Raw genomic sequence first — 23,912 nt, 5'->3', positions numbered from 1 at the left:
GGCTATTTAGCCGGTTCGTTCGGGCGCTGTGGTTGCTGATTCAGCACTTTGCGCGTCTGTAAGTCAAACTTTTGCCCTTTACCCAGAAAGAAGAATGGCCCTCCCGTGCTGTTCTGCCCCGACGGGTATTTCGCCGGTTCGGCGGTGCGGTTATTGGCGATCTGCTCGGCGGTGTAGACTCCTACGTATGAATTGCCGATCACCTCGAACGTGTTTTGCTGGACAACAATGGCGGTACTTTCATCAATGCCCACGCCCAGCAGCTCGGGACGGGTTTTAATAACGTCGATGAGGTCGAACTGGCGGTTTCGGCGTAAGACGTGCTGGTCAATGGTTACGTTGTGGATGAAGTCAAGCCCCTGGGTATGGTCGCCCACCATGATCGAGTTTCCTTTGGTATCGCCCCGCACCATGAACGACCCAAGAATGGTAGCCCCTGCCGACGTACCGCCAATGACGCCACCCCGAGCCAGCAAGGCGTTAAACTCTCTGTGCGACAAGGTATTCAGGTAGGAATCCGCCAGTCGCCAATGTCGACCACCCACGAACCAAACGCCGGTTGCTTTTTTCAACGGAGCCACAAACGACTCCTGATTGGCCACCTTCGGATCGCGGGTGTGCAGAATCGTTATATTTTTGACGCCCAGGCTCCGCAGCTTCTCGGTTTCGCGGGGGGCCAGATTCGCCGTTGAGTCGTCGCCCGCCGTGGGAATGATGACGATATTAGCGGCTGCGGCACCACCTGCCAGCTCAATAAAGCGCCCCCAGAGTTCAGGTCCCATATTGCCACCGCCCACGATAACGAGAGCGCCTTTTTCGGGGCCAACGGTTTTCGGTGTCGTTTGCGCAAAACCAGACGTTACGATGAATAAAAGAAAGAGGAAAGATGAAATGCGTTGTGTTGGCATGAGTATTGATTTTTAGAGGTTGTAGCTTCCAGTTCCTATAGCCAGAATTTAGATCCGCGACTACAGGAACTGTAAGAAACTAATACCCTTTATTCTGCGTGAGCGCCTTGTCAGCCAGGATTTCGCTGTTCGGAATGGGCAATACGTACTTGTTTGGATCAGCGATGTTAAGTACCGTCCCGATTCGTCCTTTCCGACCCAGATCGAACCAGCGGTCGGTTTCAAAGGCGAATTCCACGCGCCGTTCGTCCTCAACAGCCTGGACTAAGGCCTCTTTGGTCGAGGCCGTTGACAGCGGCACGCCCGCCCGGTCACGAATGGCGTTCAGATCGGCCAGGGCAGAGGTTGTTTTACCCAGTTGTGCCCGTGCTTCGGCCCGGATCAGGTAGAGTTCGGCAATCCGAATCAGATAAGCCGGATCGGTGCCAATTGGATTTCGGTAATAAAGCTTACCGTACCAGAGATTGCCCGGAGGGGCCGTCTTGGCAATCAACTCTTTGCGGTTACCCCCTACTGCCGGGTCGTTGAGCAACGTAACGAGCTGGGTAGAAGGTGCCCACTCCCGCCGACCGCTCAAGGCCGGAGGCAACCACCAGTTACTGTGTCCGTTCTTGAACGAGTTCGCGTAAGCGATCTCAAATACCGACTCGGTTGTCGCAACGGCATTGCTGGCAAAAAAGGCGCTGTAGGGCTTTACCAGCTTATACGACGCGTCGTCGATTAACCTGGTGGCGTATTCTTCGGCTTTGTCCCACTCCTGCCGATACAAATGGTAACGAGCGCGTAAGGCATATATCGTTTTCTTCGTTACCCGATTGCGGTTAGTAGCATTGCCTAGCAGCGGTTCAGCCACTGTCAGGTCTTTCAGCACCTGCGCATAGGTATCGTCCAGGGAGCTGCGCGAGATACCTGTGTTATCCTGGGGCGTATGCGTCGGCTTCAAAATGAGCTGTACCCCACCCCAACCCCTGGCCAGATCGAAATACGATAAGGCACGGATGGCGTAGGCTTCGCCCAAAATCTGGTTTTTCCGGTCGGCCGTCAACAGCGGGTCATTCAAAGCAGGCACCGTTTCGAGCAGGTAGTTGGCCGCCAGAACGGTTCGGTAAATGGCAGCCCAGGCTGACCCCACGTAACCGTTGTCGGCCGTCAGTTTGCGAGAGGTGATTTCCTGTGGAGCACCCTGTGAGCCGGTCCACTGCACATCCCCCCCCGACAGGTACGACAAGGCCGGAAAGTTAGAACCGTAGTAGCCGTCATTGCCGAGTCGGTTGTACAAACCGTTTAAGGCCGCTTCAGCAGTGCTGGCGTTGGTAACGGCCTGTGATTCATCGACCTGCTGCTCGGGCTGCACGTCCAGAAACTGCTTGCAGCCCGTCAACAATAAAAAAGAAAAGAAAATGGCTATTGTTAACTTATTCATAATCAATAGTGACGTTTGCATTAAAGTGTCAGATTCAGCCCAAACTGGCCGGTACGTGGTTGGGGAGGTGTGCCCAGGTCATAGCCCTGGACAGATTGGCTGGACGTTACGTTCACCTCCGGATCAGGCCCCTGGTAGTTGCTTAGCAACAACAGGTTAGAGACGTTGTAATAAATACGAGCGGAGGCCACGCCAATCTTACGAAGAATCGATTTAGGAATCGAGTAACCCAGCACCACCGAGTTGAGTCGTATGAATGATCCATCTTCAATAAAGCGACTGATCGGGTTGAGGTTGTAGTTATTACCCTGAGTAGTCAATCGGGGCACGTCGGTAATGTCGCCCTCTTTCTGCCAGCGATTCAGCTGATTCTTGTTGATGGCTCGCCGGTCGTCGCGCGTTCCGCCCGACTCATGAAAGAACCGGTTGGCGTTGAACACGTTGTTACCGGACTGAAAATTAAAGAAGACCGACAGATCGAAGCCTTTGTATGAAAAGGTGTTATTCAGCCCACCAAAGAACTTGGGTAAAGCAGTGCCGTAGAACTGTTTGTCGGCCACGGTAATAGCCCCGTCCTTATTCACATCTTCGTACACGGCGTCACCCGTTTTCGGATCGACGTACAGTTGCTTGTAGACAAAGAACGAATGATACGGCTGGCCCTGCGCCAGGCGCTCGACGGCATAGCTGGCATCAATGGGAATCGACAGTTTTTCGACCCGGCTGACGTTGGTGGCGATGTTGAAACTGGTGTTCCACTGGAAGCCCTGCTTGTTGATATTCAACGTATTAAGCGCAAACTCAAGCCCCCGGTTACTAATTTCGCCGTCGTTCTTGTAAATGCTGGCAAAGCCTGAACTCTGGGCCAGGGGCACTTGTAACAGCAAATCGTAGGTATATTTCGAGTACGCGTTGACCTCCAAACCAATGCGGTTGTTCAGCAAACCAATGTTTACCCCAATATTGGCCTGGCGCGTTGTCTCCCACTTCAGGTCGGGGTTGGCCAGCTGTACCGGAAACGTACCGGGATTGTCCTGGTAGTTGTACCCACCGCCCCACAATCCCCGCGATGCGTAGTTGTCAATACTGTTCTGATTACCCGTCCAGCCGATGCTGGCCCGCAGTTTCAAGTCACTCAGGAAGCTGACGTCCCGCAGAAAATTTTCCTGCTTGACCTGCCAGGCTACCCCCGCCGACGGGAAATAACCCCACCGCCGATTCGCTCCGAAGCGCGACGAGGCATCCGCCCGTAAGCTGGCTTCTACGAAATATTTCCGGGCAAAGTTGTAATCAACCCGGCCGAAGAAAGACACCAGACTGGCTTGATTTCGGGTAGAAGAAGAAGTCGTAACCGACGCAGACGTAATCTGCCTGAAAGCGTCCGAGGGGAAGTTGGTCCCCTGCGCCAGCGTTTGCGTCGATCCGTTCCCCTGCACCGAATTTCCCAGCAAAGCCCCGAACGAATGATCCGAGCCAAACACACGCCGGTACGTCAACGTCTGTTCGTTAATCCAGACACTGTTTTTGCTGATACTTGAGCTTGCCAACCCCTTACTGGCGCTGCCCCGGTTCGTCAGCGTATTCCAGTATTCGTACTCGTTATAGTCGTTGTAATCCAGACTCCAGCTGCTACGTAACTTCAGTCCTTCGATAATGTCCAGCTCGCCGTATAAATTACCGATGTAGCGCGTACTAATCGAATTCATGTCCGTGTTGTTGATCAAAACATCGAGGTTGTCGAAGCCCGCCCATTTGCCATACGTACCGTCGCTGTTGAATTTGGGCAGGTAGGTCGGTGTGTGGAGCGCAGCCTGCAAAATTCCGCCCTGTGGTCCGTCGCCGACGCGGGCATTGGTCCGGGTTGACTGCGACAGGATGTTGCTCGTTCCGATGCGGATGCGATCCGTCAGGTCGTGGTCGAGGTTGAGCTTGAAACTGGCCCGCTGAAAATCGTTCGTGCGCAGGGTAGCCTGCTGGCTGGTATAACCCCCGCCGAGGTAGAATCGGGTATGCTGGTTACCGCCCGACACCGATAAATCGTAATTTTGGAGAATGCCCGTCCGGAAAATATCGCCAAGCCGATCATAGGTTTGTTGCTCTTCGGGTAACCCGCGCCCTCCTTCTGATTTTGGTCGGAATGGACGGGTTTCAGGTGACTTACCATCATTGATCCAGGCTTCGTTGGTGAGGGTCGCGTGCTCGGGTCCCGTGACCAGGTCCCAGAGCTTAGGTGCCCAGGCCTGACCGACTGCGGCATTGAGTGTCACCTTTGTTTTGGCGTTGTATGCCCCCCGCTTGGTTGTAATAACGACGACTCCATTAGCCGCCCGGGCTCCGTAAATAGCCGTGGCTTCGGCGTCTTTCAGAATCGAAATAGACTCAATATCAGCCGGATTAATATCGGCCAGCGGGTTGTTGGCCTGCCCCTGCGTCGTGATTTTCTGCAACGACTGGTTGTTGACGAAAACGCCGTCTACTACGTAGAGCGGGTCATTACTGGCGTTGATGGAGGTTGAGCCCCGAATCCGGAAATAAATGCCATCGCCCGGCACCCCTGTATTGGCACCGACCTGAACACCAGCCGCCCGACCCTGCAACTGCTGATCGAAACTGGCTACGGGGCGATTTTTGACTTCGTCGGCGTTGATCTGTGTGACCGAACCGACCAGGTTTTTACGGTCCTGGGTACCGTACCCTACCACCACAACCTCACTCAGTTGTGAGGCCGATTCCTTTACCTGTATATCGAGGGTTACTTGATTACCAACGGCGGCCTCTACGGTCTGGTAGCCAATGGCCGATATAACCAGTCTGTCGTTTGGGGAAGCGCTGATGATATAGCGCCCGTTGGCGTCGGTCGAGGTGCCCTTGGCCTGGTTTTTCAAGACCACATTAGCTCCTGGCAGCGGCTCACCCGTTTCCGTTCGGACAGTTCCCGTCAGCTGAAGTTCTTGAGGTGCGGTCGTTTGTGCCAGCAAACAACCATACGTGAGCAGCCAAACTGCCCATGCATATAAAAATTTTTGCATTACTTTGTATTGGTTTGTGATAGAATGAGGCTTGTCAGAGCCTTGTTTTAAACCAGCCAGGGTGGTTGCAGCCATCCTGGCTTTTTCTTTTTCTGGTCAGTCTGCCAGTTGCAGCCAGCCGATTCACCAAATACCTACTGCTTATTAACTCGTTCAGGTCGTGCCGTCAGCGCTGCCAACATTTTCTCTGGGATTCATGTTCAGCCGGAACCTCCAGAAGGCTCCGGCCTTATCAACCAAAAGGCCATGATGTTCAAAGAGTTGAAAGTGAATGAATGGATGAGATCTAAGAGCTAATGGTACTCCTTGAAAACAAGCGGTGGTAGTATGTGTATACGTAACAACCCGCGCAAAAGCCCGCTAATGATTCTAAAGCGGCAAACACGGCCAGTGTGCTGCTCAAAATAACGGTGTCCCAGCCGAACCAATGAAATAGCATAAGGCTTAAGGCGAACGCCAACCCAATGCGGGCGGCAAATCGTTTAGGGGCCTGGTCGGTACCTTTATACGGCAGATGAAGCCATTTAACGAACCCATCAGCCGCAATTCCGAACGGACTAAACTTACCCGCGTTGAAGGCACGTAGCCCAAAATCAAGGGTCAGTACGCCTATCAGCCAGACGGCATTCGTTACGAGGTAAACCAGGGTAGTGGCAAGTACCAGAAAGGCGACTGTACGTACTTTATTTTCATTAACTGGTATGCCATCCACCGGGCATACTATCGATTCGTTTGCCATTTACTTTAAAGGTTAATAAGTTGTAAACCGGCAATGGCCAGCATGGTGAGTGCCCAGAGCGCGAAAAAGCTTCGTGAATACGGGTTTAAAGACTCCTCGGGCTCCTTAATGAACGCGGGCGTTTCCAAACTCAGCGACTCCACCTGCTCAACGACGGTCTCCAGGTCGAACGGGGTATCAAAATTTTCGTCCAGATGGTGATACGTGATTCGGCGGTCCTGATCAATTATGTATAGAGCGGGAATAAAGGCCTCATCCGAAATACCCGACACCCGATCCCAGACGGGGCTGTCTTCGTTATACACCCCGAACTGACGCGATACCTGTAGATCCGTATCGTGCGCGAACAGAAAGTTCAGGTCTTTCCCCTGCCGCCGGAGGGCTTTGGGCGACTCATTGGACAGCACGACCAGTTCTACGCCCAGTTCCTGCAATGACTCGTTTAGTTTATTAAGTGACTCCAGGTAAGGCCCGGCGTAACGTCCCCAGCAAGGGCAATAGAAACTTACCGCTACGGGTTTTGTATTGACCAGGTCCAACAGCGACACAGCTGGTCCCGGGGTTGGGTAATTAAACAGCGAAGACCGCCAGTCACCCGAACCACCCGTCAGGTTTAAGAACGGCGCAGTGTCGCCGGTTACTAGTGGACTGACCGAAACATGAGCCTGGCGCGGCTTAGTTACTATGGATCGGATCTCACCTAATTCGTTTTCAAATTCGAGTGTCATTGTATGTGTTGTTTTGTGTGAAATTTTAATTTCTACGGCTCTCACCATATCCAAATTTTCAACTTCATTCTTTTATATAGCCCCATCATTCTATCTATTCTATCAATTTAGTAGTTTAATACTGTAAATAAAAACGTGACTATAATTGCAGGCAGTTCGGCACATTTGCCTCAACAGCACTGTCTATTGGATCAATAAGGGATTCAGTTTTTAGGGTTTCCAGCAAGACTAGCAACAGCAGCAGGCCATCTTGGAAACAGATAGGGTGACGCACATTCGTAGCCGGGAAACAGAAATTTCTAGCGAAAAAGCCGGTCGGATGGTTTGCGTATAGTTCATGAAAATGGGCTGCCTGAATCGTTAGCCGATTAAGTTCATGGGCAAAGGTGAAAATCAAAATTTTGTTTCGCAAGCTTTTCTAAAAAAACTTTGCGAAATATTAGCAAAAATTAACCTACACAACCCACTGACAATCAATCCCTAATCTCGATAGAGTATTTAATAAAAGGGATCAGCTTGGGGATACGACAGTCGTATTGAACTCATCAACACCGGCTTTGGGTGGCTTGGTTACCCCATCTCCCCCCAGGCTTATCAAGGGTGTCTGATTCTTTTTAAAGCTAGCTGACTAATAGTCCTTTCTGCGATCCGTTTCATGCCTAAGTCTCCCTATTGGAATTTGAAGTACGAGTTAACCCACATCGACTAACAAAGCGGGGCTGCTAGTCGATTAGCAGCCCCGCCTTTCCTTCATCCTTGTAGGACACTCACACCTCTTAGCCTGATCAACAAGCTATTTACCGTTGTTAACCGAATTGTCTCCTCAAGCCGGACTGTGGCTTTCCTCCTCTTCCTGCACAGGCTTTGCCTGTTTTTTGAGCGCTTCCAATCCTTTTTTGCCGTAGGCGAGCCGCGTAATACCAATGTACAATACCGGAACTACGAAGATGGCCAGCGACGTAGCGGCCAACATGCCACCCAACACGGTACGGCCAATGGTAACGCGGGCTACGCCCCCTGCTCCGCTCGCAATGGCCAGCGGTACAACCCCTAAGATAAAGGCCAGTGAGGTCATCAGGATCGGCCGCAGCCGCAGCCGAACCGCTTCGATGGTTGACTCCAGCAGGTCTTCGCCCCGGTCGACCCGCTCTTTGGCAAATTCCACAATCAGGATCGCGTTCTTGGCCGCCAGCCCGATCAGGGTAATCAGACCGATCTGCGCATAGACATTATTGCTCAGATACGGGAACAACGTCAGGGCGAGGATAGCCCCCAGCGCACCGATCGGCACGGACAACAACACCGAAAACGGAACCGACCAGCTTTCATACAGGGCTGCCAGGAACAGGAAGACGAACCCAATAGAAAGCATGAAAATATAGATCGAACTGCTGCCCGCATTGATCTCCTCGCGGCTCAATCCCGAGAAATCATAGGAGTAACCCGCCGGCAGCACTTTAGCGGCAACCTGACGTAACGCTTCGTTAGCCTGGCTACTGCTGTAACCCGGTTTTGCGCCCCCGTTTATTTCTACAGACCGGAACAGGTTAAAGTGCGAAATTAACGGTGCATTCTCAATAATTTTGGTTGTCATTAAGTTACTGATCGGAATCAGCTGCCCTGCTTCGTTGCGCACGTAAAACTTACCCAGCTCTTTGATGTCGGACCGGTACATCGTATCAGCCTGAGCCACCACCCGGAATTTGCGACCGTAAATAATAAAGTCGTTGACGTACTGACTACCCAGATACGTTTGTATCGTCCGGTAGACATTGGCCACATTTACCCCCAGCTTCTTACACTTATCCCGGTCCACTTCGACGCGGTAAGCGGGCGATTTAGCCGTGAAATACGTGAACGCACGGGCGATTTCTGGCCGCTTGTTGGCTTCGGCCAGAAAGTTCTGAACGACATTGTCGAAGGCTCGCACGTCGTCGTTCGTCTGGCGCTGCTGAATCTGAAAGGTGAACCCCGAGCTTTGGCCCAGACCTGGAATAGCCGGGGGCTGCACCACCTGAAGCCGGGCATCGTTCAAGCCAGCAAAAGCCCGTTGCAGTTTTGGCACCAGCGAATCGGCCTGCATACCCCGTTCTTTACGTTCTCCCCAGGGCTTAAGTTGAATGAATACCGTACCGCTGTTTGATTTGGAAGCAAACGTAATGGCGTTCAGACCGCCAAGCGCCGAGAAGTGAGCTACGTAGGGCTGCTTCTTGAGAATGTCCATCACCTGGTTAAGTACGGCCAGACTTCGCGTTGTCGACGCGGCTTCCGGAATTTCGTAAGTCACAATCAAACGACCTTCGTCCTCAGTCGGGATAAACCCAGTCGGCTTAGTTTTAAAGAGTAGGCCCGTGCCCACGTACAGCACGACGAGTCCAACGATAACCAGGGGCGTTGCCTTGATGAGCCGCAGTACCGCATTGGAGTAGGAATTGGTGACCCGTTCAAACCATTGGTTGAACTTGTAGAAGAACTTATTCAGGCCCGTAGACTTTTCGTCGATGTGCATCGGCCGCAGCATCAGCGTACAGAGCGCAGGCGTGAGCGACAGAGCCACAAAAGCCGAGATCAGCACGGATACCGCAATGGTAATGGCGAATTGCTGATAGAGTCGTCCGACAATACCGGGAATGAACCCGACCGGCACGAAAACGGCCGCCAGAATCAGCGCAATTGCGATTACCGGAGCCGAAATCTCCCGCATGGCCTCCACCGTAGCTTCTTTGGGCGATTTTCCTTTGTCGATGTTCGCCTGCACGGCTTCTACCACCACAATGGCATCATCGACCACAATCCCGATGGCCAGCACAAAAGCAAAGAGCGTGAGGGTGTTGATGGTAAAGCCAAGCGGCACAAACAAGGCAAACGTACCGACAATCGACACCGGAATAGCCAGGAGCGTAATAAGCGTTGCCCGCCAGCTTTGCAGAAACAGGAACACCACCAGAACCACCAGAACCAACGCTTCCATAAGCGTTTTGACGACTTCGGAAATAGATACCTGAATTACGGATACCGATTCGAACGGCACTACGTAATTAAGATCTTTGGGGAACGTCTTTTTCAACTCGTCCATCGCCTTGTACACCCCCTCGGCGGTAGCCAGGGCGTTACTACCCGGCAACTGATAGACCAGCAGATAGGCGGCCCGGTTTCCGTCAACGAACGAGTTACTCGTGTACGAAAACTTACCGAGCTGAACCCGCGCTACGTCCTTCAGATACACCAGCGATCCCCGCGACGGGTCACTGCGCACAACAATGTTATTAAACTCGTCTTCCTTACTCAGCCGACTGTTGGTAAAGACCGTATATTCGAAAGCCTGCGACGTGGGCTGAGGAGGCCCCCCCACCGACCCACCGGCAACCTGTAGGTTTTGTTCCTGCAGGGCGGCCACTACGTCCTGGGCGGTCATGCCTAACTGCGCCAGCCGATCCGGTTTGAGCCAGATCCGCATACTGAAGTCATCCGCCCGGCTGAAAATATCCCCAACCCCTTCTACCCGAAGCAGGGCATCCCGGATATAGATATTGGCGTAGTTATCGAGAAAAGAAACATTGTGCGTACCCTTGGGCGAATAAATCGCGACCAGCATGAACAGCGACGGGTTCCGTTTCCGAACCGTTACGCCCAGGCGGGTCACTTCTTCGGGTAGCTGCGGCTGGGCGATACCCACGCGGTTCTGCACGTCGAGGGCGGCAATGTTCACATCCGTACCCACGTCGAACGTAACGTTCATGCTCATCCGGCCGTCGTTGGTAGCGTTGGTTTGCACGTAACTCATCCCCGGCGTTCCGTTCACCTGCGTTTCGATGGGTGTCGCCACGGTTTGTTCGACGGTCTGGGCATCAGCTCCGGTGTATGTACTCGTGACCTGAACAACGGGGGGCGTAATGTCAGGGTACTGACTAACGGGTAAACTTAATAACGCCAACACCCCCAGCGCCACAATCACGATTGAAGCAACTATAGCCGTGACGGGTCGGTTAATGAATATTTCTGCAAACATAGTTTTGGTCATGTTGCCCACATCAGCCCCGCACAAGGGTTCGGTGTGGTTGTAGCCGACGGCTACTATGAATAATTAGCCGGTTACCGATCGCGGTTATTTTACGGCGGCCGACTGACGGTTACCTGCGTCGGGGCTGGCGGCTGCCTGCCCGGGCTGACTGACTCGCACGACTGCCCCTTCACGAATTTTCTGGGTACCTTCTGTCACCACAAGTTCCCCCTCATTCAACCCATTGCGAACGACGACCTTATCGTTGATGCGGGCACCCAGGGTCAACTTTTTCTGTACGACCTTACTGCTGTCGCCGACTACGTAGACGAAATACTCACTCATCTGCTCGGTAACCGCCTGGTACGGAATCATCAACTGAGGCTGCGGGGTGCTGTTTTTAACCCGGATGTTGCCGTTCAGACCCACTCTCAACTCTTTTTTCGGGTTAGGGAAAGCAATCCGGACGCGTAACGTACCGGTTTGCGGGTCCACGGCCCGGTCAACGATACGTACCGAACCCGGATACGGATACTGACCGCCCCCCGGCAGAACCAGCGTCAGGACCGAATCCCGCGCGATGTTCTTCTGACTCTGGAGCTGAATAAATCGCGAAATCTGCGATTCATCGACCTGCACATCGGCCGAGATCGGGTCATCGGCTGAAATGGTGTTCAAGGGCGTTGAGCCGGGCGCTACAGCGGCTCCCAGCCGCACCTGCGAAATGCCAATCGTTCCGTCGAGTGGGGCATAAATGGTGGTGTATTTCAGATTCGTGGCAACTTGCCGAATGTTAGCCTGAGCGGCTTCGACCTGCATCCTCGCCGTTTCCAGCGTGGCAACGGCATTATCGACCAACTGACGGGCCACAGCATCCTGCTGAGCCAGCGTATTATACCGATCGGCATCTTTCTGAGCCCGGTTCAGGTTCGCTTTCTGCACGTTCAGATTCGCTACCGCCTGATCATACGAAGCCCGGTATTGCTGCGGATCAATCGTGTACAGCTTTTGCCCGCGCTTCACCTGCTGACCATCCTGAAAGAAAATGCCGGTGATATTGCCCGCTACCTGCGGCTGAATTTCGACTTCCCGCAATGCAGTAATCGTCACCGGAAACTCATCGTAATACGTAGCATTTCCTTTGGTGGCCTTCACGGCTGTAACCGCCGTTGGCGGAGGAGCCTGCTGCTGTTCTTCTTTTTTGCCGCCACAAGCCGAAAGAACCAAGAGAATACTAACGACAAGAAGCGAATTAACTGACTGGTTCATAATGCCGAAGCCTTGACTGTATCGACTTCCGTTAGAGTGTAGAGTTCCCAAATTTTTTGTACTTAAAAACGAATCTCGCCCAATGCCCGCTGCACATCCAGCTTGCTGATTAAAACCGAATACAACGCATTGAACACGTTGAGCCGGGCCGTTCGCAGGTCGGCTTCCGCAACCGTTACGTCCAGGTAGGCTCGTATGCCGGACCGGTACTGCAGGTTGATCACCCGGTATACGTCCTCAGCAAGGGTCAGATTCTCGCGCAGCGCCAGATAATTCGCCAGGTTTCCTTTGTAGTTGGCCAGGGCCTGTGCATACTCTGCATCGACGGCGCTGGTCAGTGCCGCCAGATCCCAGCTGAGTCGCTGGACCTGCAGCTCCGCAATCTTTAGCTGCTGGATACGTCGCCCTCCCTGAAAAATCGGCAAATTGACCGATAAGCCAATCAACGAGTTCGGAAACGTCTGGCTGTAGAGCTGGCCAAAAAAGTTATTCTGATAGAGCAGGTTGTAGTTCGCGTTGGCGTTGATGGTTGGCAGGTATGCCCAGCGGTTGTAGCGCACATTGGCTTCGAGCAGCCGCCCCTGCGTCTGGAGTAGCTGGTACTCAATGCGATTCTGGGGGTTCACCAGCAACGTAGTGTCCAGCGCCACTTCGTTGACCAGTTGCAGCGTATCGTACGTTACGTTCAGGGTCGAAGTAGGCGGATACCCCATCAGCTGCTTCAGCGTCTGGTATTTCGCTCCCACCAGATCGTGGTACTGCTTTCGCTGCGCTACGGTATTGTTCAGAGCGATGCGCGCCCGTTGCGGGTCCGTCTTATCGACAATTCCACCCTGGTACTGGTTGGTTGCGTCCTGTAAACTCCGTTGTAGCCGGGCAATATCTTCGGTCAGAATGTCAACCTGGCGTTGGGTCAGAATTAAATCGTAGAACGCTTTACTGACGTTGACCACGATGTCGATTTTATTGCTGACCGTAGCCTGATTCGCCTGCAACCGGTACGCATCAGCCGTTCGGCTGGCCAGCAGCAGATCGCGGCTAAAAACACTCTGGGTAAGGGAGAACGATACTGTCGATGTGTTCTGCGCCCCGAGGGTAACCGGTCGTCGCTCGCCGGTAGTAGCGTCGGGAATAAGCGTAACGGGCAGCTTCAGATAATGCAGGACATTATAGCCCGCGTTCAGCTGCGGATACCAGGCGGATAAACTACTTCGGACCGTTCGGTCGGCAATCTCCTGATCGATAAGCGATTGCCGAATGAGAGGCTGGTGGTCCAGAGCGTACTGAATGCAATTGGGCAATGTAGCCTGTTGAAGTGTCGTTTGCGTACCTGCTGGACTAACCTGTGCATACGCGACCGAAAATCCTGCCAGACACGCATAAACCAGTACACCAATAAACCTACTTTTCATGATGGGGATGAATACAACCAGTTGGCAGAACCTATGCGCCAAGTGTTACCGTCGACGGGTGTTGAGAGCCGTATGTTGGAAGAAACCTGAATTGTAGTCCTTTTTGTTCAGTTCACTCGCAAAAAAAGAATGGGCCTGAGGAATCTAGTAAGCTGATACAGAGTAGTTTTTCTCATAACACGTTGCCAATAATTCATTTTTGAGCACTTCCACTTAAGTAACGGTACTTACGTTTCTCCAAACAGTATAAAGTCGGAGCTACACGGGCAAAAGTTTGTCAAACCCGGTCAAGCGCCGTAAATTCGGGCTTTTATTGCATCGACATTACGTATGACGGAAGTACCAATAGAATCCTCAGACCGGTCACTCAACTTCATCGAGCAAATTGTTGAAGATGATCTGGCTGCTGGTAAAAATGGGGGGCGTATTCACACCCGCTTTCCGCCGGAGCCTAACGGCTACCTGCACATCGGACACGCGAAATCCATTTGTCTGAATTTCGGGCTGGCCGATAAATACGGCGGACAAACCAACCTCCGTTTTGATGATACAAACCCTGTTACCGAAGATACTGAGTACGTTGATTCGATTAAAAACGACGTACGCTGGCTTGGTTTTGAGTGGGAAAACGAATTTTACGCGTCCGACTACTTTGAGCAGATTTATCAGTTTGCCGAGAAGCTGATTCAGAAAGGGCTGGCTTATGTCGATGATTCTACACCGGAAGAGATTGCCGCCCGGAAAGGGACGCCTACGGAACCAGGCCGGATGAGTATCTACCGCGACCGGGGTGTGGACGAAAACCTTGATCTGTTCCGTCGGATGAAAGCCGGTGAGTTTCCGGACGGGGCTAAAGTGCTGCGGGCTAAAGTCGATATGGCGTCGCCCAACATGCAGCTCCGCGACCCCATCATCTATCGCATCAGGCACGCGCACCACCACCGTACGGGCAATGCCTGGTGCCTTTACCCAATGTACGATTTCGCGCACGGGCAGTCGGATGCCATCGAGCACATCACCCACTCGCTCTGTACGCTGGAATTCGAGGTGCACCGGCCGCTATACGAGTGGTTCATTCAGCAGCTGGAGATTTTCCCGTCCCGCCAGATTGAGTTCGCCCGGCTGAACCTGACCTATACGGTCATGAGTAAGCGTAAGCTGAAGCAGTTGGTAGAAGACGGGCACGTCAGCGGTTGGGATGACCCCAGGATGCCAACTATTGCGGGAATTCGCCGGCGGGGCTACACGCCCGCCAGCATCCGGGAGTTCTGCGACCGTATCGGTATTGCCAAGCGCGACAACCTGATCGACGTCGGCCTCCTGGAGTTCTGCATCCGCGAGGAACTGAACAAATCGACCCACCGTGTCATGGCCGTACTAGATGAGAAGCCGCTGAAGCTGGTCATCACAAATTATCCGGAAGGCCAGGTCGAAGAATTAAACGTTGAGAACAACCCCGAAGAAGCGGAGATGACGTACCGTCAGGTGCCGTTCAGCCGGGAAGTATACATCGAGCGCGACGATTTTCTGGAGAACCCGCCCAAGAAATTTTTCCGACTCTTTCCGGGCGGCATGGTCCGTCTGAAAGGCGCGTACATCATCAAGTGCGAGGAGGTTGTGAAGGATGATGCGGGCGAGATTATTGAACTTCGGTGCACCTACATTCCGGAGAGCCGCAGTGGTTCCGATACATCGGGAATTAACGTAAAGGGCACTATTCATTGGGTCTCGGTACCGCACGCTGTGGAAGCAGAAGTACGGCTTTACGACCGGCTGTTCTCCGTCGAGAATCCGGCAGCCGACGAACGGGAGTTCCGTGAACTGTTAAACCCGAACTCGCTCCAGGTAGTGCGGGCCTTTGTTGAACCCGCCCTGGTGGAAGCGGCACGTAGCGGCTCGCAGACTAACTTCCAGTTCATGCGGAAAGGCTATTTTGTGCTCGACCCCGATTCAACGGCCGATCGTCCAATCTTTAACCGGACGGTAACCCTGAAAGACGGCTGGGCCAAAGAGCAGAAAAAGGGCTGATTGCTGAGTAATTAATACTAGCGAGTGTCGGAGCAGTTAGCCTATCCGGCACTCGTTATTTGTTTTTCATCAACCAGCCATAACCGACACGTATTGCCTTTTAATCGCACCGTAAAGGAATTGAACTACGGACAAGGCGTTCATTTGACGAAACAACGGTGTCGTCAAGCCGGTAGACTGGCCTCCGAATGGTCGGTATGCACCAATGTCCCCAGCAGGTCAGCGGCTTCAAAAACGGCCGGGTGAGCCTCCTGGGCCGCTCGCTGGGCATAGACTGGAGAGGCCAACACTTGCCGGATTGCCGGTATAATCTGCTCAACCCCATTGGCTAAAATGCCAACCCCCTGCTTAACCAGCCAGGCTTCGTTGCCCCGCTGTACCGGCCGCATCCCTCTGCTTTTCAGTGCAATAAGTGGCGTTTTGGTAATGAGCGCTTCGGTGATCGTCATCGCCCCCGGCTTACCAATGGCGAAGTCGGCCAGGTGTAAATAGTGGATCGGCGTTTGAGGAGAATAGTCCAGCACCAGCTTCGGATAAGGAGTATCGAGGCCACTAATCTGCTCGTAGACCGCTTTGTTACGTCCGCACAGGAAGATCATATTGACCTTAAGTTCTGACCGAATCAGAGCCTGGGCGACCCGGAGCCCGTAGATACTCCCCTGCCCGCCAAAGGAAAGAACCCCCGTTGGCAAACTGGGGTCAAGTCCCAGCCGGCTCAGTTCAGTTGCTCTGTCAACAGCCGGAACTTGGTAACAGCCAGGGTCAACGATCATACCCGCAATCCGGTGGTTATACCGGGCAGCTATGCCCGCGGCCTGAGCCTGCTCCACCAGCCGGTCGGTCCCGTTGAGGTAATGCTGCTCTACCTTGGGGGTAAACCAGTAGCGTGGCTTCACCTCGTCGAAATCAACGGGAATTGTAATGCATACCGCGTTGGGATTAACCAGACGGACGCTCCGGTAAATGGCGGGGTTGTACATCGGCGTGACCGATACCACTACGTCGGGCGGAGCGTCGGCCCAGAACGTCGATAACAGCTGTATTCCTTTTTTACCCAGCAGATCATGAAACAAAAGCGATAAATTAATCTGGCCGCCGAGGTCAAACACCTTATCCCGGATAAGTTGCCCGTTGAAACGATCGATACCAAGCCGGACGATACGTCCAAAACGCTCGTGACGGTCGAACAGATCGACCACATTCACCAGAGATACCAGCCAGTGCGGGTAGCGCTCGCTGAGGGCATGCTTAAGACCAGCCGCTGCCGAGCGATGCCCGGAGGCTGCGTCAAAATACATAATGACAACGCGCTTCGTAGTGGGGGTTTCAGCGTACAGCATACAATAAGTAAATGTTGGTGTTCGTCAGCACGTCCTGCTGATCGGTAATGATCTGGCTAAAGCCGTGTTTGGTCAACAATGCCTCGATCTGCGCCCGCTTTCCGTCGATGTCGTGTACCTCCATAACAACTTGTTGAATAATTGGCCAGTGCGCATCTTCGATGCCCTGTAATACGTCCAGTTCGCCGTGCTCAACATCAATTTTGAGCAGGTCGATCCGGGCAATGCTCCGCTCGCGGATGACGGCGGAAATAGTTTTCAGCGTACACGTAACCGTCTGGGTTTTGTGCATGACCCAATTCAATACGTAGTCGATCAAAGTAGACCAGACGCGGGTGGGCACAAAGCGAACCCAGCGGGGAGCTTTTTCCAGACTGCGCAGGGTAGCCTGTTTCGTTTGGCTACGCTCCTCATACGCAACATCAGGATACGCCGTAGACCACACGGTGGCTTTAGGATAGTACGTAAACGAGGCCGTGTGGCTCGAATGCGACAGGCCGTACGGCATTACGTGCAGCTGGTCAGGTGCGAACCGCTGGGCGTTTAACCGCAGTACGTTGGCGATGGCCGGAATCGGCTCGAAGGCATACACCGTAACCTGATTTTGCTGCAGGCGGCATATCCACAACGAAAAAATACCAATGTTGGCCCCGACGTCGAATACGGTATCACCCGGTCGGATCTGAATGCCGTGCGTCAAGTAATCGTTCACCTCACCAGCCAGGTAGGTCGCTTCCTTGGGTTGCAGGCAATACACGGATGAATCGCCAAACAGCTTAATTTCGGGTACAACGGCCATATAGTATTAACGAGTTGCGGTAAGCTGCTCTTCGATGAGGAGACAGGCGGTTTGAGCACCATCTTCAGTCATAACCTGCTTACGAAGCTGAGTCGCGCGAAGCTGATACGTTGGTTGCTGCAGTAAGGCCGTCAATTCGGTTACGACCCGATCGGCGGAGTAGTGATTCGCGGGTAGCATTCGTCCGACGCCCAGCCGTTGGATCCGAAGTGCGTTATCGGGCTGGTCATGCGCATGAGGTACAACCAGCATAGGCCGACCGGCACGTAACGACTGTCCGACCGTACCAATACCGCCCTGGTGAACAATAACGGAAGCCCGATCGAATATAATTCCGTGGGGTACGTAATCAACAACCAGAATAGAAGGATCCGTTTCAACGTCGTCGAGGCCCTCGTGCGAAAAGCCCCCGGTTATCAATACGGCCCGGCAACCCATCCGGCGAACCGCAGCTACGCTTTCGGCAAAAAAACGACCCGCTGTGAATATGGCTGACGATCCCAGCGTGAACACAACCGGGGCTGGCCCAGACGCCAGAAAGTCGCGCAAGGCAGGCGACAGCGGCTCCGCTGGTGCGTAGTTGTTGAAGATAAAACCGGTAGTCCGGGCCTGTTGGGGCCAGTCAGGTTGCGGAGCCACAAAGGCGGAAGAGAATAAGGCGAGAACCCGGTCTGGAGCATGTTGTCCCTCAAATAACGGGTTCGGGCGGGCTGGAAGACCTAACTCGGCTCTAAATTGCTGAATTGGCGTGGTCCATGACCGAAGCGCCCACTTGATACCTTGTATAATCAGGCCAACCAGGAACGGACTCAGCCGGTGCGGATCAGGAAATTGGTTTGCCGTCATAATGGACGGATCATAGCGGGACATAAATGAAAGGGGTGACAACACCGTCGATATCCAGCGAATGCCTGTTTTTTCGGCAGCGAGAGGAGCCGCCAATACCAGTGGATGCGTCACGAGCAGGTCAGCATCGTGGGTGACGGCGATCAAATCCGCGTAACTGTTGCGTAAGTTGGGCATCAGCAGCTCTCGATATACGTAGCTCATCCCCTTGGCCGGGTCCATTACCCGACCCGCAAACTCCTCCAGCGGTAGGCCCGAGGCTGTCAAATCGGGCCGGAGCTGAACAAACGTCAGGCCACAGGCCACAGCCTGTGCGCGGTAGAGTTCACTGCTGGCCAGGGTAACCCGATACCCCCGCTCAGTTAACGCGTTACCCAACTGGATGAATGGAAATACGTCGCCTAACGTACCATAGGACGCCAGCACAATATGTTGTGAGATACTTGAATCTGTTTGCGGGGCAGACGCCAGGGTATTCATACTTAGTAAAAATTGAGTTACAGCGGGTACCGCCACACTTGGTGACGCAACGGGCAACGAACTAAACGGCCGGTATTAACCAGTACTTGTCAGGCACTAGACCCGGAGCGGTCCGGCGTCGAGTTCATCGACGAGTTCACCGCTGGTTTGCGTCTCGCATACCAACCACTCGCCATTGGCGGGATTTCGGTGCAGGATGGGTAGGTTCTCCTCACCAATCTCGGCAAACTGCTGACTGACAAACGGTATCAACTCCAGGAATCCCGGCAGACCATTTCCCCAGATCACCGTTGAAATTTGCATAGCCAACCGGAACTTGCGGGCCTGATACACGAGCGTATCGAACCGGAACATGCCTACGTAATAGAAACTTTGCTCCACGCTGAAATCTGCCATGTGCTGAACAGCCAGGACAGAATCAGCCAGGACGGAAGCATACGTACTTGGTCCTTTACCGATGATGTGGTGCGTAAACAAACAGAGCTGAAAATACTCGCTAACGTCAATATGAGGAACGGCTTTACCTATAAAATGAGGTTCGAGTTTCGTCAACAGGGCCAGACTTAATCGGTTCAGCATGATCTCCAGTTGCTCCCGCTGCTGCCAGTTGTACCGCTCTCTGAACGTAGCGACCACCTGCGGCATCGTTTTCCAGTCTTTCCCTCCCGCTTCGATCATGGGTAAATACTCATCCCAAAAGCAGGATAAGTTCATCGACAAATCTGCCTGAATAACTGGCCAGAGCTTCTCCGCTTCCCCCTGCCGGGCTACCGATTGCAGCACCTGCATAGTTGGAGCCCGCCGTTTCCAGATTCTGGCGTCGGGGTGGAATAATTCGGGCTTGGGGTAGCGTTGCAGCCACACCCGTTTATCTATTCCCGTCGGCGGCAAATGAGTCCCGGCGAATGTTCGTATCCACCAGCGGCCCGACCGTCGGCGTTCGGCAACGGTTGTCGGCACAAAGCGATAGAGATTCATCCGGACGGCCGTAGGCGGGTTATCAGCCGGAAACGGGCAATGGCGAAACAAAGGCAGTACAGTTGGTTCTCCTTCCAGCAGTCGCTGCATCAGACATTCCACCCCGCTGACATGGGAATAATCATACGGATTTCCACTGCCAATCGTCGACCAGGCAAAATTAGAGTCGTTTGTTCCGAACGATTCATAGAAAATACCGTGATCGACCCGAGGATGATACGGAGCGATGAAACGCGGGGGCGTCATCTCCGTCGTGGTCATATACCGGTATTCATACGGAAGCCAGGTCTGACCGTCCTGCGTGCCTTCAATAACGGGTACCCAGTGAATAGGCGGGCTGCTTTTCGGTGGAAAAACTCCGTAGGAATTAACAACCCGAAACCGGTTGAGCAGCCGACAAAACGTCAGTAGCCCTTGTACTGCTTTTGACGGAATACGGGCCAGCGAGGGCCAGTGAGGCCAGGTCTGCGTACACCAGCTGTTAAACGGCAGGTTCAGCAAGCCCCCTATCGCCAGCATGAGAATGACGCCGTGGGTAAGCCAGTGCGTTTGGATCATCGCGAGCGACGTATCGAAAATCGAGGACTGCCCATCCAGCAGCATAATGCAAAGCACGATGGTCAGTAGATTGAAGAACCCGAAATTGCTGACGAGCTGAATGCCCACCATTAAACAGGCAATTGTGACGGCAACGACCAAACGGCTGGTTTCCGAGCCAAAAACGCCAAACGGCAAAATGACCTCCGAGATGAATACGAGTATAATAACGATCTGAAATACCCAGCGGGGAAGGCGGCTGGCATACCAGGCCAGATAGTTAGGCAAGGGAATATTTACCATAAAATTCCGGAAATAGCCCCTATCGCGCAGGCTCCCACCGATGAACTTGTACTTGCCAAATCCGAACATGACCCGAAAAAAAAGCCAGCGGTACGCCCAGGCCACCGCGGGGATGGGCAGGCTGGTAACTGTCAGTTCGGGAAGAGCCGCCAGCGGAGGTAGAAACAGTCCTAAAAAACCAGCTTCCAGCAGTAAACTATCCCAGGGATAAGTAAAGCCAAGGGCAATGTCGAGGGATAAGTAACTGATCCAGCAAATGAACAAGGCCACCGTCGAAAACGGGCCGCCAACCATGACCACCACAGCGGCAGTGCTCCCCAACAGAACCAGCCCTTTCAGAAACCGGTCACTCGCGTTGAGCCAGAGCAAAGTAGGGAAATACACCCAATGCCGCCAGCCCGGATAATCGGCCCTGATCCGATTTAACTTTTCGCGGACAGGCGATATCCCCCGACTACCGGCTAATGGGATTGCCTGGTGATAGAGTTGCACCAGGGCCAGGAAATATACGAATCCCAGCCCACGCAGAAAAAGGCCCCACACCAACTCAGGTGTGAGCCCTTCAAGCATCGTATCAAGTGGTATCATAACGTCAGCACGTAAAGAACGCGGGCTTAATAGTGGCGTTCAAGCACGTACCAGCTGAAGGCGCGCAGCCTGATCTTTACGTCTGAATCCGGGATTCGGGCATCCAGCTTACGCCAGGCTTCCTCAACCAGCTCTTCGGCCTGTTTCTTACACGCTTCAATGGCTCCGCAGGCTTCAAGCTGATCAATAACATGATCAATCACGGCCGGATCAGATGGTTTGGTCTGAATCGTGTCCCACAGGTCGCGACGCGCGGGCCAGCCCAACCGCCCCATGGCTTTGGCAACGGGCAGTGTAATCTTACCACACGTAATGTCTTCGCCCCGACTCTTCAGGTTATTTTCAAACCCGCGCAGGTTGAGCACATCATCAATAATTTGAAAAGCCAGCCCCATCGCTTCGAAGAAGTTGCCCAGAAGCTGAGCCTCCTCGGGCGTACCCTCGCCCATGATAACACCCAGTTGCGCAAGTGAACTGACAGGAACGGCCGATTTCAGGCGATGTACCGATAAAATGCGGTCTTCCAGCAAAGCGCCCCGGCCGTAGCCGACTACCTCGGGCATCATGGCGTCAAAGCCGTCGATGTCAATGGCCTGACCAGCATGAGCCGCCCGCAGTGTCTCGAAGTAAAGCGTATATAATTTTAATTTTTTACTATCCGAGAGTGTTGAGTCGACGAGCAGTTCTCCCAGGAAGTAACAGGCATTACCGGCATTGATCGCCGTTGCTTCGCCATAGATTGCATGACAGGACGGGCCCCCGCGCCGTATATCTGATTTATCCTGTACGTCGTCCACGATCAGTGAACCCGTGTGCAGGAGTTCAGGCCAGGCCAGCCAGTTCATGTATTTCTGCGAATCGCCACCGACCAGGTCCAGGCAGGCTAAAGCTGCGTATGAACGCCAGGATTTTCCACCCCGATCGATCATCTCACGAATAGGCTTGATCAGGGCCCGGCTGTATTGACCCGGATCAAGACCTTGCAGATAGTGCCCGTTCTCGTCACTCGCCACCAGTTTGCGTAATTGCGCATCGGATGGATTCAGCGGCAGCAGCGCTTCGATCGACTTCCGCGTTTCTTTGGTGACGGCCTTAAAAAAGTCGGTTAACTTCTCGTTCAAGCCAAAGCCACTGCGCTCAAGGTAAGCCAATCCATAAATGGGCTCCTGCGCAAACGTACCGGTAACCGACATACGGCCTTCCCAGAACGCCCGTTTGGCAATAATAGTATTGAACTCCTGTTTCGGGAAATCGGCTTCAATTACCAGACTGATATCAGCCGAGGGAATCGTTAATTGCCAGACTGTCGGATAACTGGTGAAGGTGCGTGAACTCGTCCAGTATTTGAGGGGCAGTAAGGTAAAGTCGTCATGCTGACGGGAGTTACCTTTCGGGTCGATAAGCACAAGCCAGCGACCGCAGATCTCTTCGCCTGCGTTATTATCGAACAATTCATACGCACTGATCTGATACCCGTTGACGAGCTGAACCGACGTCCAGTTCCAGGCGACTTTGTGGTCCAGGCGCGCTTCTGGTGTTTCCTCATCAGTCGACTTGCCAAATTCGTGATCATACCACCCGCTTGCCGTAGCGACGTCAACTTTTTTCCCATCTAGCGTGAGGGTACCTTCTACCCGGCATTGCGGCATGAAGTAATAAAACATATCCTCACCCGAGGTTCCCATAACAACCCCTTCATCGCCCTGCCGAACGGGTGGGGTTTGCGCATAAAAAGATAATTCCGCCCCGACCGATCCATCAACGTTTACCAGGGTCAGGCGGTAACTGCCGTCTACTTCTTTCACCAGTGTATTTCCGTCGTAGTCAAGCGACAAAGACTCCAGACTGACGAAAGCGTCTTTAGAAAGCATCCGGTCCGGAAGTGCTACGTTTCCTTTGACAAGCACCTCGCGAAGTGCCCGTTGCAGCAGCGGATCGGTTTTATCTTCTCCCTTATCAATGGTGTCGAGCCCTATTTTAGGAGCTCTTGGATCGACTAGTGAGTCTGTATAATACTGTTGTGATTTCACATCGCTTATCGCCCAGGTAAGCGTGTGTCCATACTGTATTTGCCCGGTAGTTTCATCGCGCCCAATGGCCATCCGGAAGAACGAAGCAAATAATGAACATGGCCGGTCATCTGCCAGCGTTAGGTGGCTGTTCAGATACCACCACTCAAGTGTCGACGAACTATGGGGCAGATCATGAATAGCCAGGTCGATCGGTCCCGCCACAGGCCAGTCAGCCGGAAAAGAATGAGTCGGCGGCTGAGCATTCGTTGAGTCGATTAGTAAAATGGATTCGGAAGACAGGGTTGTCATAAACGAGAAGGATGGAGTGATGTTATAGTTGAAACAGAAGGAAAAAAGCAAGAATACAAAATTATCTGCTGTAAATCAGCCAATTATTTCCCTTGATGAAGTAGAATAAGCAAATTATCATTATTTCAGCTGCCGTCCCATTTTTTTGTGTAAACGGTAACATGAAGTCTACTTTACTATAACA

14 protein-coding genes are annotated in these 23,912 nt (G+C 53.1%); 1 reads left to right on the top strand and 13 read right to left on the bottom strand.

All coding sequences use genetic code 11. The features are described from left to right. Positions 1-2: 2 nt before the first annotated feature. The 8 genes from ACYVBJ_RS16265 to ACYVBJ_RS16230 all read right to left on the bottom strand — a co-directional run bounded on the left by ACYVBJ_RS16265 (position 3) and on the right by ACYVBJ_RS16230 (position 13,508). Positions 3-908 (bottom strand): cyanophycinase, encoded by a 906-nt coding sequence (locus ACYVBJ_RS16265; protein WP_460983364.1) that lies wholly within the window; start codon positions 906-908, stop codon positions 3-5. Positions 909-987: 79 nt separating this feature from the next. Further along, the gene (locus ACYVBJ_RS16260) at positions 988-2,331 is read right to left on the bottom strand and encodes a RagB/SusD family nutrient uptake outer membrane protein (RefSeq protein WP_460983363.1); all 1,344 of its coding nucleotides are present in this window, start codon (positions 2,329-2,331) and stop codon (positions 988-990) included. 20 nt (positions 2,332-2,351) lie between these two features. Continuing rightward, positions 2,352-5,360, bottom strand: a complete 3,009-nt coding sequence (locus ACYVBJ_RS16255; protein WP_460983362.1) for a SusC/RagA family TonB-linked outer membrane protein — start codon at positions 5,358-5,360, stop codon at positions 2,352-2,354. 286 nt (positions 5,361-5,646) lie between these two features. Continuing rightward, positions 5,647-6,099 carry a DUF4395 domain-containing protein gene (locus tag ACYVBJ_RS16250; RefSeq protein ID WP_460983361.1) on the bottom strand — a complete coding sequence of 151 codons (453 nt, stop codon included), beginning with the start codon at positions 6,097-6,099 and terminating at the stop codon, positions 5,647-5,649. A gap of 5 nt (positions 6,100-6,104) precedes the next feature. After that, positions 6,105-6,827 carry a peroxiredoxin family protein gene (locus ACYVBJ_RS16245; protein WP_460983360.1) on the bottom strand — a complete coding sequence of 241 codons (723 nt, stop codon included), beginning with the start codon at positions 6,825-6,827 and terminating at the stop codon, positions 6,105-6,107. 823 nt (positions 6,828-7,650) lie between these two features. Next, positions 7,651-10,836, bottom strand: a complete 3,186-nt coding sequence (locus tag ACYVBJ_RS16240; RefSeq protein ID WP_460983359.1) for an efflux RND transporter permease subunit — start codon at positions 10,834-10,836, stop codon at positions 7,651-7,653. Between the two features lie 96 nt (positions 10,837-10,932). Further along, positions 10,933-12,096 (bottom strand): efflux RND transporter periplasmic adaptor subunit, encoded by a 1,164-nt coding sequence (locus ACYVBJ_RS16235; protein ID WP_460983358.1) that lies wholly within the window; start codon positions 12,094-12,096, stop codon positions 10,933-10,935. 62 nt (positions 12,097-12,158) lie between these two features. Then, complete coding sequence (locus ACYVBJ_RS16230; protein ID WP_460983357.1) at positions 12,159-13,508, bottom strand: TolC family protein; 1,350 nt, start codon at positions 13,506-13,508, stop codon at positions 12,159-12,161. A 330-nt stretch (positions 13,509-13,838) separates the two neighbouring features. Between ACYVBJ_RS16230 and ACYVBJ_RS16225 the strand changes: the two genes are divergently transcribed. Next, positions 13,839-15,536, top strand: coding sequence for a glutamine--tRNA ligase/YqeY domain fusion protein (locus ACYVBJ_RS16225; protein WP_460983356.1), 1,698 nt, complete (start codon positions 13,839-13,841; stop codon positions 15,534-15,536). Between the two features lie 164 nt (positions 15,537-15,700). Here ACYVBJ_RS16225 and ACYVBJ_RS16220 read toward each other — a convergent pair whose 3' ends face one another. The 5 genes from ACYVBJ_RS16220 to ACYVBJ_RS16200 all read right to left on the bottom strand — a co-directional run bounded on the left by ACYVBJ_RS16220 (position 15,701) and on the right by ACYVBJ_RS16200 (position 23,728). Continuing rightward, the gene (locus tag ACYVBJ_RS16220; RefSeq protein WP_460983355.1) at positions 15,701-16,876 is read right to left on the bottom strand and encodes a glycosyltransferase family protein; all 1,176 of its coding nucleotides are present in this window, start codon (positions 16,874-16,876) and stop codon (positions 15,701-15,703) included. Beyond that, entirely contained in the window at positions 16,863-17,675 is an 813-nt protein-coding gene (locus tag ACYVBJ_RS16215; protein WP_460983354.1) for an FkbM family methyltransferase, read from the bottom strand. The genes ACYVBJ_RS16220 and ACYVBJ_RS16215 overlap by 14 nt, the downstream gene beginning before the upstream one ends. A gap of 6 nt (positions 17,676-17,681) precedes the next feature. After that, a complete protein-coding gene (locus tag ACYVBJ_RS16210; RefSeq protein ID WP_460983353.1) occupies positions 17,682-19,001 on the bottom strand; it encodes a glycosyltransferase in 1,320 nt (439 codons plus the stop codon). Positions 19,002-19,097: 96 nt separating this feature from the next. Continuing rightward, complete coding sequence (locus ACYVBJ_RS16205) at positions 19,098-21,407, bottom strand: lipase maturation factor family protein (RefSeq protein WP_460983352.1); 2,310 nt, start codon at positions 21,405-21,407, stop codon at positions 19,098-19,100. Between the two features lie 26 nt (positions 21,408-21,433). Beyond that, positions 21,434-23,728: a polyprenyl synthetase family protein gene (locus ACYVBJ_RS16200; protein WP_460983351.1), complete on the bottom strand. Its 2,295-nt coding sequence runs from the start codon at positions 23,726-23,728 to the stop codon at positions 21,434-21,436. Positions 23,729-23,912: the final 184 nt, after the last annotated feature.

Source organism: Spirosoma fluminis (assembly GCF_054778895.1).
The sequence above is the reverse complement of the archived record's forward strand: the minus strand, read 5'-3'. Positions and strand labels throughout refer to the sequence as shown.